Source organism: Plantibacter sp. ME-Dv--P-095 (genome assembly GCF_030209365.1).
Lineage (GTDB): Bacteria > Actinomycetota > Actinomycetes > Actinomycetales > Microbacteriaceae > Plantibacter.
On record NZ_JARVSB010000013.1, the window covers coordinates 50,183 to 64,757 of the forward strand.

At 69.0% G+C, this 14,575-nt stretch carries 11 protein-coding genes; 10 read left to right on the top strand and 1 reads right to left on the bottom strand.

The window, feature by feature from the left end; translation table 11 throughout:
* Positions 1 to 23 precede the first annotated feature (23 nt).
* The 10 genes from QRN26_RS17865 (at position 24) to QRN26_RS17910 (ending at position 14,041) form a co-directional block, all read left to right on the top strand.
* Complete coding sequence (locus QRN26_RS17865) at positions 24 to 254, top strand: DUF6704 family protein (protein ID WP_056005731.1); 231 nt, start codon at positions 24 to 26, stop codon at positions 252 to 254.
* A 2-nt stretch (positions 255 to 256) separates the two neighbouring features.
* Positions 257 to 1,033 (top strand): indole-3-glycerol phosphate synthase TrpC, encoded by a 777-nt coding sequence (gene trpC / locus QRN26_RS17870; protein WP_285037763.1) that lies wholly within the window; start codon positions 257 to 259, stop codon positions 1,031 to 1,033.
* Entirely contained in the window at positions 1,030 to 2,280 is a 1,251-nt protein-coding gene (trpB, locus tag QRN26_RS17875) for a tryptophan synthase subunit beta (protein WP_056005726.1), read from the top strand. Before trpC ends, trpB begins: the two co-directional genes overlap by 4 nt.
* Complete coding sequence (trpA, locus tag QRN26_RS17880) at positions 2,277 to 3,089, top strand: tryptophan synthase subunit alpha (protein ID WP_285037764.1); 813 nt, start codon at positions 2,277 to 2,279, stop codon at positions 3,087 to 3,089. The genes trpB and trpA overlap by 4 nt, the downstream gene beginning before the upstream one ends.
* Positions 3,090 to 3,211: 122 nt before the next feature.
* The gene (lgt, locus tag QRN26_RS17885; protein WP_502927741.1) at positions 3,212 to 4,225 is read left to right on the top strand and encodes a prolipoprotein diacylglyceryl transferase; all 1,014 of its coding nucleotides are present in this window, start codon (positions 3,212 to 3,214) and stop codon (positions 4,223 to 4,225) included.
* A gap of 121 nt (positions 4,226 to 4,346) precedes the next feature.
* A complete protein-coding gene (gene gltB, locus QRN26_RS17890; RefSeq protein WP_285037765.1) occupies positions 4,347 to 8,909 on the top strand; it encodes a glutamate synthase large subunit in 4,563 nt (1,520 codons plus the stop codon).
* Positions 8,902 to 10,359 carry a glutamate synthase subunit beta gene (locus QRN26_RS17895; protein ID WP_056005718.1) on the top strand — a complete coding sequence of 486 codons (1,458 nt, stop codon included), beginning with the start codon at positions 8,902 to 8,904 and terminating at the stop codon, positions 10,357 to 10,359. The genes gltB and QRN26_RS17895 overlap by 8 nt, the downstream gene beginning before the upstream one ends.
* A 92-nt stretch (positions 10,360 to 10,451) precedes the next feature.
* A complete protein-coding gene (gene pyk / locus QRN26_RS17900) occupies positions 10,452 to 11,867 on the top strand; it encodes a pyruvate kinase (protein ID WP_056005715.1) in 1,416 nt (471 codons plus the stop codon).
* Between the two features lie 110 nt (positions 11,868 to 11,977).
* Entirely contained in the window at positions 11,978 to 13,318 is a 1,341-nt protein-coding gene (locus tag QRN26_RS17905; protein ID WP_285037766.1) for a CoA transferase, read from the top strand.
* A gap of 60 nt (positions 13,319 to 13,378) precedes the next feature.
* Positions 13,379 to 14,041, top strand: coding sequence for a histidine phosphatase family protein (locus tag QRN26_RS17910; protein ID WP_285037767.1), 663 nt, complete (start codon positions 13,379 to 13,381; stop codon positions 14,039 to 14,041).
* On the opposite strand, the gene QRN26_RS17915 is transcribed toward QRN26_RS17910, so the two are convergent.
* Positions 14,042 to 14,314 (bottom strand): hypothetical protein, encoded by a 273-nt coding sequence (locus QRN26_RS17915; RefSeq protein ID WP_157579776.1) that lies wholly within the window; start codon positions 14,312 to 14,314, stop codon positions 14,042 to 14,044.
* Positions 14,315 to 14,575: the final 261 nt, after the last annotated feature.

Below are 14,575 nucleotides of genomic sequence, written 5' to 3' on the forward strand. Positions count from 1 at the left end.
CGCACCCGCACAGAAGGAGAACCATGAGCACCGACCCCTCGGACCCCGGCCACGGACACTCGCCCGCCGCCTGGACCGCCGTGATCATCATGTTGGTCGCGTTCGCCGCCGGTACGGTCTTCTTCTGGCTCGACATGCCGCTGCTCGTCTGGATCTCGGCCGGGGTGCTGCTCCTCGGTTGGATCACCGGTGGCGTCCTCGCCAAGGCCGGGTACGGCGTCGGCGGCTCCAAGACCCTGGCGAAAGAGCACTGAACATGCTCGCCGACCTGATGGCCGGCGCGAAGGAGGACGCCCTCGGGCGCCTCGCGGGCCGTCCGGCTGCAGCCGTCGAGGCTCTGGCGGTCGACGCCCCTCCGGCGATCGATGCATTGGCCGCGCTGGCTCCTGCCGAGCGCGTGAAGATCATCGCCGAGGTCAAGCGGTCGAGCCCCTCTCGAGGCGCCTTGGCCGACATCCCCGACCCGGCGCTCCTCGCCTCGCTGTATGAGCGGGGCGGCGCCAGTGCGGTCAGCGTCCTCACGGAGGGTCGGAAGTTCGGCGGTTCGCTGGACGACCTCGAGGCCGTCCGTGCGTCGATCCGGATCCCGGTGTTGCGCAAGGACTTCATCTCGCTGCCCTACCAGGTCTTCGAGGCCCGGGCCGCGGGCGCGGACCTCGTCCTGCTCATCGTCGCCGGGCTCGACCAGCCCACCCTGCTGTCGCTGCACGAGCTCGTCGTCCAGCTCGGTATGACGCCCCTGGTCGAGACCCACTCGGCTGACGAGCTCGCTCGGGCGAGCGACATCGGCGCCCGGCTCATCGGCGTCAACGCGCGGAACCTCAGCACCTTCGAACTCGACCGCAACCTCTTCGGCTCGCTGACGGACCGGTTCCCCGCCGACGCGATCAAGATCGCCGAGTCCGCCGTGCTCGGCGCGTCGGACGTCGCAGCCTACCGACGTGACGGCGCGGACGTCGTCCTGGTCGGCGAAGCACTCGTCACCGGCGACCCCGTCGCCACCCTCGAACAGTTCCTGGGAGCATCCGAATGACCCTGTCACCCCCCACGCCCGCGAACACCGAGCCCACCCACCTGCGAGACGAAGCCGGCCCGTTCTTCGGCGACTTCGGCGGACGCTACATGCCGGAGGCGCTCATCGCCGCGGTCGACGAGCTGGCGGCCGCCTACGAGGCCGCGAAGGTCGATGAGACCTTCCAGGCCGAGCTCACCACGCTGCTGCGCGACTACGCCGGCCGACCGTCGATCATCACCGAGGTCCCACGGTTCGCAGCCTCCGCCGGCGGAGCGCGCATCTTCCTCAAGCGCGAGGACCTCAATCACACCGGGTCCCACAAGATCAACAACGTGCTCGGCCAGGCGCTGCTGACGAAGCGCATCGGCAAGACGCGCGTGATCGCCGAGACCGGGGCAGGTCAGCACGGGGTCGCCACGGCGACCGCCGCCGCCCTGTTCGGTCTCGACTGCACGATCTACATGGGCGAGGTCGACACCGAACGGCAGGCGCTCAACGTCGCACGCATGCGCCTCCTCGGCGCCACCGTCATCCCGGTCACCTCCGGCTCGCGCACGCTCAAGGACGCGATCAACGAGGCGTACCGCGACTGGGTCGCCTCGGTCGAGACGACCAACTACCTCTTCGGCACCGCTGCGGGACCACACCCCTTCCCCGTCATGGTGCGCGACTTCCAGAAGATCATCGGCGAGGAGGCTCGCGCCCAGCTCCTCGAGCTGAACGGGTCCCTCCCCGACGCGGTCGTCGCCTGCGTCGGCGGCGGCTCGAACGCCATCGGCATCTTCCACGCCTTCCTCGACGACGCGGACGTCGCCCTCTACGGCGTCGAGGCGGCCGGCGACGGCGTCGACACCCCTCGACACGCCGCGTCCATCGGACGCGGACGTCCCGGCGTCCTCCACGGTGCCCGGACGTTCGTCCTCCAGGACGACGACGGCCAGACGGTCGAGTCGCACTCCATCTCCGCCGGGCTCGACTACCCGGGCGTCGGCCCCGAGCACGCCTGGCTCGCCGACACCGGACGCGCGACGTACGTCCCCGCGACCGACGCGGAGGCGATGGAGGCGTTCCGGCTCCTGAGCCGGACCGAGGGGATCATCCCGGCCATCGAGTCGGCGCACGCCCTCGCGGGTGCCATCGTGCTCGGCAAGGAGCTCGGTCCCGACGCGACCATCCTGGTCAACCTGTCAGGACGTGGCGACAAGGACGTCGAGACCGCCGGTGCCTACTTCGGGCTCCTCGACGAAGCCGGGCGCAACGCATGACCGCTCAGCAGGCGGGCCCCGCCGTGGCGTCGGCCGTCTCGACGGCCATCGACGCCGCAGCGACCGAACGCGCCGGCGCACTCATCGGGTACCTGCCGGTCGGGTTCCCCGATCTCCAGACGAGCATCGATGCCGCCATCGCGCTGGCGCAGAACGGCGTCGACGTTCTCGAGCTGGGTGTGCCCTACTCCGATCCGGTCATGGACGGTGCCGTCATCCAAGCCGCCACCATGACGGCGCTGGCCGGAGGCTTCAGACTGCGCGACGTCTTCACGGCGGTCAGTGCGATCCGCGCCGCGGTCGACGTCCCGGTCCTCGTGATGACCTACTGGAACCCGGTGACGCAGTACGGCGTCGAGCGTTTCGCCTCAGACCTCGCTGCGGCGGGGGGAGCCGGCCTGATCACGCCGGACATCACCCCGGACGCCGCCGCGGAGTGGCTGGACGTCAGCGACCGCCTCGGGCTCGACCGCGTCTTCCTCGCGGCCCCGACGTCGAGTGACGAGCGCCTCTCGCTCGTGACCGAGCACTCGAAGGGCTTCGTCTACACCGTCTCGACGATGGGTATCACGGGAGCGCGGCAGGATCTCGACGCCGCCGCCAAGACGCTCGTCGGACGCCTCCGCGCAGCCGGCGCCGAGCACGCCTGCGTGGGTATCGGCATCTCGACGGCCGAGCAGGTGCGATCCGTCCTCGAGTACGCCGACGGCGCGATCGTCGGGTCCGTGTTCGTCAAGGCCCTCGCCGACGGCGGCGTCCCCGCCGTCACCGAGGTCGTCCGGTCGCTCGCGGCCGGCACCAGCCGCTGAGCCGCACGCCCGGACCCGTCGCGGCGTTCCGTCGACGGGCGCGCTGAGGGTAGCCTCAGCACGTCCGCGATGCCGAAGGCCGTACACTCGATCAGAGTTCGTAACGAAAGGCGACCACTGCAGTGATTGCACCCCTCAGCATCCCGAGCCCGAACCCGGACATCGCGTCGTTCAGCGTCGGTCCGTTCACGGTGCACATGTACGCGCTGTGCATCATCGCCGGGATCGTCGTCGCGACCATCCTGACCTCCCGTCGCCTGACCAAGCGCGGAGCCGAGCCGGGTATCGTGCTCGACATCATCCTGTGGGCCATTCCGCTCGGCATCATCGGAGCGCGGATCTTCCACGTCTTGACGCACCCCGGGGACTACTTCTACCCGGGCGCCGACCTCCTGCGCACGCTCTACATCTGGGAGGGCGGGATCGCGATCTTCGGTTCGCTCCTCGGAGGAGCCGTCGGCGCCTACATCGGCTGCCGGATGACGGGCATCCGCTTCTGGACCTTCGCCGACGCGCTGGCGCCAGGGCTGCTGCTCGCACAGGCCTTCGGGCGCCTCGGCAACTACTTCAACCATGAGCTGTACGGTCTGCCGACCGACCTGCCGTGGGGCCTGGAGATCGAAGCCAGCAACCCGGCGTTCCCGATCGGTCTGCCGGCCGGCACCCTGTTCCACCCGACGTTCCTGTACGAGATCATCTGGAACCTCCTCGGTGTCGCCGTCATCCTGTGGATCGGTCACCGCTTCAACCCGCAGTGGGGTCGGCTCTTCGGCGTGTACCTCATCTGGTACGGCGCCGGCCGCACCGTCTGGGAGACCATCCGGATCGACCCGAGCGAGTACCTGTTCGGCATCCGCGCCAACGTGTGGGCCGCCATCCTCGCGATCGTCGCGGGTATCGCGATCATCGTCATCCAGTCGCGCCGTCACACCGGCACGGAGCCGTCGGCCTATGTCGCCGGTCGCGCCTGGAACGATCCGAAGGCTGCGGTAGACTACTACGACACCGACGCGGAGAACCTGGGGCTGCGCAGTGCCGCGACCGGCGATGATGCCGGTCGTCCACGGAGCACTGCATCGTCCGCTCCGACGTCCAAGGACACGGTCGCCACAAGCAAGACCGGCTCACCCTCCTAGGCCAGGCATACCCTCTCTCCGGCCGGGTGGATCCCGACGACGCACGGGGTCCGCCAACCGTTTCGTTCCAGGGCCAGTGACGTCCCGCTTCTGATCCCCCATTCGTGAGGACGGTAATCCCATGGCGCATGCACCGTACGCTTCGTTCAGCGCAGTCCCGCCCAAGCAGGGCATGTACGACCCGGCGAACGAGAAGGACGCCTGCGGTCTGGCGATGGTGGCGACCCTGACGGGCGACGCCTCGCACAGCATCATCGACGCCGCACTCGGCTCGCTCCGGAATCTGGAGCACCGAGGTGCGATCGGTTCCGACGCCGGCACCGGCGACGGCGCCGGCATCCTCACCCAGATGCCCGATGAGTTCCTGCGCGGCGTCGCCGGGTTCGAACTCCCGCCGCTCGGCGAGTACGCGGTCGGGATCGCCTTCCTCCCCACGGACGACTCGGCACGAGCGCTCCTCAAGTCCGAGATCGCGGCGATCGCCGCCGACGAGCAGCTCACGGTGCTCGGTTGGCGCGAGGTCCCCGTCGACCCCGACGAGCTGGGCAAGCTCGCGCGCGCCGCCATGCCCGCCTTCGAGCAGCTGTTCGTCACCGGGTCGGACCCCTCGAAGCCGTCCGGCATCGCCCTCGACCGCCTCGCCTTCCGTCTGCGGAAGCGCGCGGAGCGCGAACTCGGCGCGTACTTCATCTCCCTGTCCAGCCGGACCCTCGTCTACAAGGGCATGGTCACCACCCTGCAGCTCGAACCCTTCTACCCGGATCTCTCCGACGAACGGTTCGCGACCAAGCTCGCCATCGTGCACTCCCGGTACTCCACCAACACGTTCCCGTCGTGGCCGCTCGCCCAGCCCCTGCGGATGATGGCGCACAACGGCGAGATCAACACGGTGGAGGGCAACCGCAACTGGATGCGCGCCCGTCAGTCCCAGCTCGAGTCCGAACTCATCGGCGACGTCCGGCCGCTGCTCCCCATCATCACGCCCGGTGCGAGTGACTCCGCGTCCTTCGACGAGGTGCTCGAGCTGCTGACGCTGACGGGCCGGTCACTGCCGCACGCGATGATGATGATGGTGCCCGAGGCCTGGGAGAAGCAGACCGGTCTCTCGCAGCAGCGTCGAGACTTCTACGAGTTCAACTCCATGCAGATGGAACCGTGGGACGGTCCGGCCGCCCTCACCTTCACCGACGGCTCGCTCGTGGGCGCCACCCTCGACCGCAACGGGCTGCGCCCGGGACGCTGGCTGGAGACCACCGACGGGCTCGTCGTCCTCGGCAGCGAGATCGGCGTGCTCGACATCGAGCCGAGCCGGGTGAAACGCAAGGGCCGTCTGCGTCCGGGCAAGATGTTCCTCGTCGACACCGTCGCAGGACGCATCATCGAGGACGACGAGATCAAGGACGAGCTGTCGGCCTCCGCCCCCTGGGGTGAGTGGCTCGAGCAGGGCCGGATCAACCTCAGCGACCTCCCCGAGCGCGAGCACATCGTGCACACGCCCGCTTCGGTGACCCGCCGCCAGCGGACCTTCGGGTACACGGAGGAGGAGGTGCGCATCCTCCTCCAGCCGATGGGCCAGAACGGCGCGGAGCCGCTCGGGGCGATGGGCTCCGACACGCCGATCGCCGTGCTCTCGGATCGGCCACGGCTCCTGTTCGACTACTTCGTGCAGCAGTTCGCACAGGTGACGAACCCGCCGCTCGACTCCATCCGCGAGGAGGTCGTCACCTCCCTGAAGCTCGGCCTCGGACCGGAGCGGAACCTGCTGTCCTGGGGTCCGGAGCATGCGAAGCAGGTCGTGCTCGACTTCCCGGTCATCGACAACGACGAGCTGGCGAAGATCCAACACATCGACCCGACCCCGGGGAGCCCGCTGACGGCCACGGTGCGGGCGCTGTACCGGGTCGAGGACGGAGCCGCGGGCCTTGAGTCCAGGCTCCGCGAGATGTGTGCCGAGGTCGACGAGGCGATCCTCGCAGGCTCGGAGTTCATCGTCCTCAGCGATCGTGACTCGAACTCGGATCTTGCCCCGATCCCGTCGCTGCTGTCGCTGGCCGCCGTCCACCACCATCTCATCCGCGCCGAGAACCGGATGAAGGTCGGGCTCGTCGTCGAAGCCGGCGACGTCCGCGAGGTCCACCATGTCGCCCTGCTGATCGGGTACGGCGCGTCGGCGATCAACCCATACCTGGCGATGGAGAGCTGCGAGGATCTCGTCCGCAGCGGTCTCATCCAGGGCGTCACGCGCGAACAGGCCGTGAAGAACGTCATCAAAGCGCTCGGCAAGGGCGTCCTGAAGATCATGTCCAAGATGGGCATCTCGACCGTCTCCTCCTACGCGGGTGCGCAGGCGTTCGAAGCGGTCGGCCTGAGTGAGCAGCTCGTCGAGACCTACTTCACCGGCACCGAGACGAAGCTCGGGGGCGTCGGCATCGAGGTCATCGCCGAGGAGAACGCGAAGCGTCACCGCTACGCCTACCCGGAGGACGCCGCGTCGACCGCGCACGAACGCCTGCAGTCCGGTGGCGAGTACCAGTGGCGGCGCGACGGCTCACCACACCTCTTCAACCCCGAGACCGTCTTCAAGCTCCAGCACGCCACGAAGACCCGCCGGTACGACATCTTCCGTGAGTACACGCACATGGTCGACTCACAGGCGGCACAGCTCATGACGCTGCGAGGGATGTTCACGCTCCGCGCGGGCGCCCGTCCGCCGGTCCCGCTGGACGAGGTGGAGTCGGTCTCCTCGATCGTCAAGCGGTTCTCGACCGGGGCGATGAGCTACGGCTCGATCTCGCGGGAGGCCCACGAGACCCTGGCGATCGCGATGAACAGCATCGGCGCGAAGTCCAACACGGGCGAGGGCGGCGAGGACGTCGATCGTCTGCTGGACCCGACGCGACGCAGTGCGATCAAGCAGGTCGCGTCCGGCCGGTTCGGCGTGACGAGCATGTACCTGACCCACGCCGACGACATCCAGATCAAACTCGCCCAGGGCGCGAAGCCCGGCGAGGGTGGGCAGCTGCCCCCGACGAAGGTCTACCCGTGGGTGGCCCGGACCCGGCACGCGACGGCCGGTGTCGGCTTGATCTCGCCGCCACCGCACCATGACATCTACTCCATCGAGGACCTCAAACAGCTGATCTTCGATCTGAAGCGTGCGAACCCGAAGGCCCGGATCCACACGAAGCTGGTCAGCCAGTCCGGCATCGGTGCGGTCGCGGCGGGCGTCGCGAAGGCGCTCTCCGACGTGATCCTCGTCTCGGGCCACGACGGCGGGACCGGCGCGAGCCCGTTGAACTCGTTGAAGCACGCCGGTACGCCGTGGGAGCTGGGCCTCGCCGAGACCCAGCAGACCCTGATGCTCAACAACATGCGCGACCGCGTCGTCGTGCAGGTGGACGGTCAGATGAAGACCGGCCGTGACGTCGTCATCGGTGCGCTGCTCGGCGCGGAGGAGTTCGGGTTCGCGACCGCACCGCTCGTCGTCTCCGGTTGTGTCATGATGCGCGTCTGCCACCTCGACACCTGCCCCGTCGGCGTCGCGACCCAGAACCCCGTGCTCCGTCAGCGGTTCACCGGCAAGCCGGAGTTCGTCGTCAACTTCTTCGAGTTCATCGCTCAGGAAGTGCGCGAGTATCTCGCCGAGCTCGGATTCCGCACGCTCGAGGAGGCCATCGGCCACAACGAGCTGATCGACGCCGACCGCGCGATCGATCATTGGAAGGCGTCCGGTCTCGACCTGTCGCCCGTCCTCGTCGGCCCGGTCTTCGCCGACGACGAACCGCGGATCAACCGTCGGGCTCAGGAGCACGAACTCGACAAGCACTTCGACCAGCAGCTCATCACCGCGGCCTCGGAGGTGTTGGAGCACGGTGGTCACTTCTCCGTGGACCTGCCCATCCGCAACACCGAGCGCGCCGTCGGCACCATGCTGGGCCACGAGGTCACCCGCCGTCACGGCGAGAACGGGCTTCCCGCCGGCAGCATCGACGTCACCCTGCGCGGCTCGGCCGGGCAGTCGTTCGGCGCGTTCCTCCCGGGCGGCATCGCGCTGCGCCTGGTCGGCGATTCGAACGACTACGTCGGCAAGGGCCTGTCCGGCGGGCAGATCGTCGTCAGACCGCCCGAGAGCGCCGCGTTCCTCCCCGAGGACAACGTCATCGCCGGCAACGTCATCGGCTACGGCGCGACCCAGGGCACGATGTTCCTGGGCGGGATCGTCGGCGAACGCTTCCTGGTGCGCAACTCCGGTGCCACGGCGGTCGTCGAGGGCGTCGGCGACCACGCCCTGGAGTACATGACCGGTGGGCTGGCGCTCATCCTCGGGCAGACCGGCAGGAACCTGGGTGCCGGCATGTCGGGCGGGACCGCCTACGTGTTCGACCTGCAGCGCGACCAGGTGAACCGCGACTCGCTCGCTTCCGGTGAGCTGACCCTGTCGGAGCTCGACAGCGCCGACGTCGAGATCGTCCACGACCTCCTCGAACGGCACGTCCTCGAGACGGGGTCGCCGCTCGCCGGCCGCCTGCTCGCGGACTTCGAGGACACGGTCTCCAGATTCGTCAAGGTCCTGCCGCGCGACTACGCGGCGGTCCTGGCGACACGACAGACCGCGCTCGACGAGGGGCTCGACCCCGACGGCGACATCGTTTGGAACCGAATCTTGGAGGTGACCGGTGGCTGATCCCAAGGGATTCCTGAAGGTACCGGAGCGGGAGCTCCCGAAACGTCGGCCTGTGCCGGTCCGCATCATGGACTGGAAAGAGGTCTACGAGCAGAGCGATCCGGCGACCGTGCGGAAGCAGGCCGGGCGCTGCATGGACTGCGGCATCCCGTTCTGTCACCAGGGCTGCCCGCTCGGCAACCTCATCCCCGAGTGGAACGACCTGATGTGGCGTGGTGAGGGGCGTTCGGCCATCGAGCGCCTGCACGCCACCAACAACTTCCCCGAGTTCACGGGACGTCTGTGCCCGGCTCCGTGTGAGAGTTCGTGCGTCCTGGGGATCAACCAGCCCGCGGTCACCATCAAGCAGGTCGAGGTGTCCATCATCGACCAGGCGTTCGCGAACGGTTGGGTCGAATCGCACCCGCCTGAGCGGTTGACCGGGAAGACGGTCGCCGTCGTCGGGTCGGGACCTGCCGGTCTCGCAGCAGCCCAGCAGCTCACGCGTGCCGGCCACACCGTGGCCGTCTACGAGCGTGACGACCGCATCGGCGGTCTGCTCCGGTACGGCATCCCGGACTTCAAGATGGAGAAGAAGCACCTCGACATCCGGCTGAAGCAGATGCAGGACGAGGGGACGCGCTTCCGGGCCGGCGTGAACATCGGTGTCGACATCACCTGGGACGAGCTCCGCGCCCGGTACGACGCCGTCGTCATCGCCACCGGCGCGATGGTGCCGCGCGACCTCCCGATCCCGGGTCGCGACCTCTCAGGCGTGCACTTCGCGATGGAGTACCTCGTCCAGGCGAACCGGGTCGGTGCCGGCGACACGGTGTCGGACCAGATCACGGCGGAGGACAAGCACGTCGTCGTCCTCGGCGGCGGCGACACCGGCGCCGACTGCATCGGCACCGCTCACCGTCAGGGCGCCGCGTCCGTCACGAACCTCGCGATCGGCACCCAGCCGGCGGGGGAGCGACCCGAGCACCAGCCGTGGCCCATGATGCCCACCCTGTTCGAGGTCGCGAGCGCGCACGAGGAGGGTGGTGACCGCGAGTTCCTGGTGTCCACCGTCGAGTTCCTCGCCAACGACGCCGGAGAGGTGCGAGCGATCCGTGTCGCGGAGACGGAGTTCATCGACGGCCGCCGTGTCCCGAAGAGCGGGACCGAACGGGAGATCCCCGCGGACCTCGTGCTGCTCGCCCTCGGCTTCACCGGCCCGGAGGAGGCTGCGCTCGAGTCGCAGTTCCAGCTCCCGTTCACGGGCCGCGGCAACGTGGCCAGGGAGCAGGACTACCAGACGAACCAGCCCGGTGTGTTCGTGGCCGGCGACGCCGGTCGCGGTCAGTCGCTCATCGTGTGGGCGATCGCCGAGGGCCGTGCGGCCGCAGCGGCGGTCGACGAGTACCTCGAGGGTGCCACCCAGCTTCCCTCCCCGGTCCGTCCCACGGACCAGCCCATCTCCCTCTAGGCTTTCAGGCGGACGACAAGCGTCGGACGCATCATGCCGAGCAGTGAGTACCGAAGCGCCTCGTGCGCAGAAACCATGGAGAACACACACATATGAGACGAGCCAAGATCGTCGCAACGCTGGGCCCTGCGGTCTCCAGCTATGAGAACATCCGGGCCATCATCGATGCGGGGGTCGATGTCACCCGGATGAACCTGAGCCACGGCAGCTATGACGTGCACGAGGCCATCTACGCCAACGTCCGCAAGGCGACAGAGGACTCCGGCCGTGCGGTCGCCGTCCTCGTCGACCTCCAGGGCCCGAAGATCCGCCTCGGCAAGTTCGAGGGCGGCCCGTACGACCTCGCCGTCGGCGACATCTTCAAGATCACCACCGAGGACATCCTCGGCACCAAGGAGATCTCCTCGACGACCTTCAAGGGCCTGCCCCAGGACGTCAAGCCGGGCGACTTCCTGCTGATCGACGACGGCAAGGTCAAGGTCGAGGTCGTTGAAGCAGACGACACCGTCGTGACCACGCGCGTGATCGTCGCCGGTCCGGTGTCGAACAACAAGGGCATCAACCTCCCGGGTGTCGCCGTCAACGTCCCCGCGCTCAGCGAGAAGGACGAAGCGGACCTCCGTTGGGGCCTGCGTCTCGGCGCCGACCTCATCGCCCTGTCCTTCGTGCGTGACGCAGCCGACATCGACCGCGTCCACGAGATCATGGCGGAGGAGGGCCGGAAGGTCCCCGTGATCGCGAAGATCGAGAAGCCGCAGGCCGTCGAGAACCTCGAGAGCATCGTCGAGGCGTTCGACGCCATCATGGTCGCCCGAGGCGACCTGGGTGTCGAGCTTCCGCTCGAGGCCGTCCCGATCGTGCAGAAGCGCGCCGTCGAACTCGCCCGCCGCATGGCGAAGCCGGTCATCGTCGCGACGCAGATGCTCGAGTCCATGATCTCCAGCCCGATCCCGACACGCGCGGAGACCTCCGACGTCGCCAATGCGGTGCTCGACGGCGCGGACGCGGTCATGCTGAGTGGTGAGACCAGCGTCGGCGCCTATCCGGTGATCACGGTCCAGACCATGGCCCGCATCGTCGAGTCGACCGAGATCCATGGTCTCGACCGCGTCCCGCCGCTCGGCACGAAGCCGCGCACGCAGGCCGGTGCGATCACCCTCGCGGCGGTCGAGGTCGCCGACTTCGTCGAGGCGAAGTTCCTCTGCGTCTTCACGGAGTCGGGGGAGTCGGTGCGCCGGATGGCGCGCCTGCGCAACCGGATCCCGATCCTCGCGTTCACGCCCGACCCGGCGATCCGTCGTCGCATGGCGCTGAACTGGGGCGTCGAGTCCTTCGTGGTCGAGCGCGTGACGCACACCGACCAGATGGTCGCCCAGGTCGACGAGGTCCTCGTCGCCACCGGTAAGGCCGCGGTCGGCGAGCCGGTCATCATCATCTCCGGTTCCCCTCCCGGGATCCCCGGAACGACGAACGACATCCGCGTCCACAAGGTGGGCGACGTCCTCTAGTCGGATGTGGTTGCCGAAGGCCGTGGTCCTCCCGTACGGGGACCACGGCCTTCGTCGTCCGGGTGCGATGACGCCGCGATTCCGAGCGCCGTGGGTCTAGCCTGATGCCCATGAACCGTTCCGTCCTCGTCGACGATGCTCTCCGCAGCGCCGTGGGACTGGACCCGGGAGGGGTCGACCGTGAGGCGACCGGGTCGGCGGGACTCCTGGCCTCCCGATTCGCCGTCCTGGAGCTCGCCGCGGTCGCCGTCGGCGCGGTGGAGGACGCCGCCGACCGGCTCCGTGTCGCCCTCGGATTCGAGCCGCTGCACGCGTCGCTCGACCTCGAGCGGATCGCTGCGGCCTACCAGAGCGACCGCCTGTTGCGGATCGACGGAGCAGCCGTCGACGCGTTCGCACCGCTGTCCGGCTTCTTCGCCGCCGCAGACGGCTGGGTCCGCACGCACGCGAACTACCCCCACCATCGTCGCCGCTTGACCGCCATGCTCGGGATCGACGACCAGGCCACCCGCCCCGAGCTCGCCTCGGCGATCGCCTCCCGCTCGGCGCTCGACCTGGAATCGGAGGCCGCCGGCGTCGGCGCGCTCCTCGTCGCCGTCCGGACCGCCGTCGAATGGTCGTCCTCATCGCAGGCCTCGGTCGATGATGGACCGCTCGTCAGACGCCACGGTGGCTCCGCCGGATCGAGGATCGCCTCGTCGCTGCGGCCCACGAGGCGGCACCCCTTGCGCGGCCTCCGCGTCCTCGACCTGACGCGGGTGATCGCCGGTCCGGTGTCCACGAGGACCCTCGCGCTCCTCGGCGCGGACGTCCTGCGTGTGGATCCGCCGCAGACCCCTGAGATCTCGTGGCAGCACACCGACAGCGGTCAGGGGAAGCGGACGGCGGCCCTCGACGCGTCGACACCGCGCGGCCTCGCGACGCTGCAGAGCCTGAGCGACGAGGCCGACATCCTGGTGACGGGGTATCGACCACACGCCCTCGACGGCCTCGGGCTACGACGTCGCGACGGGCTGATCACCGGCTCCGTCGACGCTTGGGGCGCGACGGGACCTTGGGGTGATCGACGCGGTTTCGACAGCCTGGTCCAGGCCGCCACGGGCATCGCGGCGGTCGAAGGGGAGGACGGCGCTCCGGGCGCCCTGCCGGCTCAGGCACTCGACCACAGCGCGGGATACCTGCTGGCAGCGGCCATCGTCGACGACGTGGTGAGGGTCGTCGACGGCGGCGAGGCCGGCCGGTCATCGGTGTCGCTCGCGCGCGTCGGTGCAGCGCTCCAACGGCTCCCACGTACCGAGGATCGTCACCCGTCCGCCCTCCCGGGAGCGCGGTGCCTGGTCACCCATGGTGCGGTGACGACGGCCCGCCCCGCGCTCAGTGCCTTCGACGACCACGCGTTCCCGGCGGCGGTCCTGGGGAGCGCCGCACCGCAGTGGATTGCTCGCACCTGATCCCGGCACACTCCGCGCCGGGGGATGACCACCGTCCGGTCGCTCGCCTACCCTGGAGGTATGCGCCTCATCCTCATCAGACACGGTCAGACCTCGTCCAACGTCGCCGGCCTGCTCGACACCGCGATCCCCGGGGCCGTCCTCACCGAACTCGGCGAGACGCAGGCGGCCGCCCTCCCCAAAGCGCTCGTTGGCGAGCGGATCGACGCGGTCTACGCCTCCACCGCGGTGCGGGCGCAACAGACCGCCGCACCCGTCGCCGAGGTCAGCGGGCTTCCGGTGATCGTCCGCGACGGACTCCGGGAGATCAGCGCCGGCGACAACGAGATGCACGGGTCGCCCGAGGCCGTGCAGGTCTACATCGACACCATCGTGGCGTGGGCGATGGGCGACCTCGACACCCGGATGCCGGGCGGCGAGAACGGCCACGAGGTGTTCGCGCGCTTCGACGCGGTGATCGAGGAGCTCGAGGGCTCCGGACTGGAGAGTGTCGTGGTCGTGAGCCACGGAGCGATGCTCCGGTCCTGGCTCGGGCTCCGCTCGACGAACGTAGACGGACACTTCATCGGCACACACCCCATCACGAACACGGGCGTCATCATCGTCGACGGAGACACGACGACCGGGCGGCGGGTCGACACGTGGACGGGCGATGCCGTCGGTGGGCCGGAGCTGACGACGGACGCCGACGGTCCGGCCGCCGCCGTCGAGCGCGGCTTCTGATCAGTTCGCGTCGTCGGCCGGGGTCGCGCCGTCCGTGAGGAACGGTCCGGGCTCGTCGCCGGGCTGACCCGGGAGTGAGCCGACGAGTCGGTCGAGCTCGGTGGCGTCGACGTCGATGCCCTGGTCGCTGAGCCGGTCCGCCAGCGCTGCCCGGACGTCGAGGTCGGGGGTGAGGGACCGGTCTGCTGAGACCTGCACGAGGATGCCCTGGAGCCGGTCGTCGGTGCTGGCGTCGTGGACGTCCTGGCGCGGGTCGGTGTGCTCTGTTGTCATGGTGTCGGGTCCCATCGTGTCGGACGACGTCCTGCACGTCGTGCCTTCGACGTTACGCTACGGCGTCCGCCGACCCCGCCCGAAGGGCTTGACCGCCTCGTCACTGGTCGGTCAGGCGAGCTCCCTGGTACCGGTGGTGGGACTCGAACCCACACGTCTTTCGACAAAGCATGTTGAGTGCACCCGGCTGGGAAACGCCGCATTTGTGGTACCGGTGGTGGGACTCGAACCCACACGTCTTTCGACAAAGCATGTTGAGTG

Coding starts and splice junctions, on each gene's coding strand:
- QRN26_RS17865 (WP_056005731.1), top strand. CDS start 24: ATGAGCACCGACCCCTCGGACCCCGGCCACGGACACTCGCCCGCCGCC.
- trpC (WP_285037763.1), top strand. CDS start 257: ATGCTCGCCGACCTGATGGCCGGCGCGAAGGAGGACGCCCTCGGGCGC.
- trpB (WP_056005726.1), top strand. CDS start 1,030: ATGACCCTGTCACCCCCCACGCCCGCGAACACCGAGCCCACCCACCTG.
- trpA (WP_285037764.1), top strand. CDS start 2,277: ATGACCGCTCAGCAGGCGGGCCCCGCCGTGGCGTCGGCCGTCTCGACG.
- gltB (WP_285037765.1), top strand. CDS start 4,347: ATGGCGCATGCACCGTACGCTTCGTTCAGCGCAGTCCCGCCCAAGCAG.
- pyk (WP_056005715.1), top strand. CDS start 10,452: ATGAGACGAGCCAAGATCGTCGCAACGCTGGGCCCTGCGGTCTCCAGC.
- QRN26_RS17905 (WP_285037766.1), top strand. CDS start 11,978: ATGAACCGTTCCGTCCTCGTCGACGATGCTCTCCGCAGCGCCGTGGGA.
- QRN26_RS17910 (WP_285037767.1), top strand. CDS start 13,379: ATGCGCCTCATCCTCATCAGACACGGTCAGACCTCGTCCAACGTCGCC.
- QRN26_RS17915 (WP_157579776.1), bottom strand. CDS start 14,314: ATGACAACAGAGCACACCGACCCGCGCCAGGACGTCCACGACGCCAGC.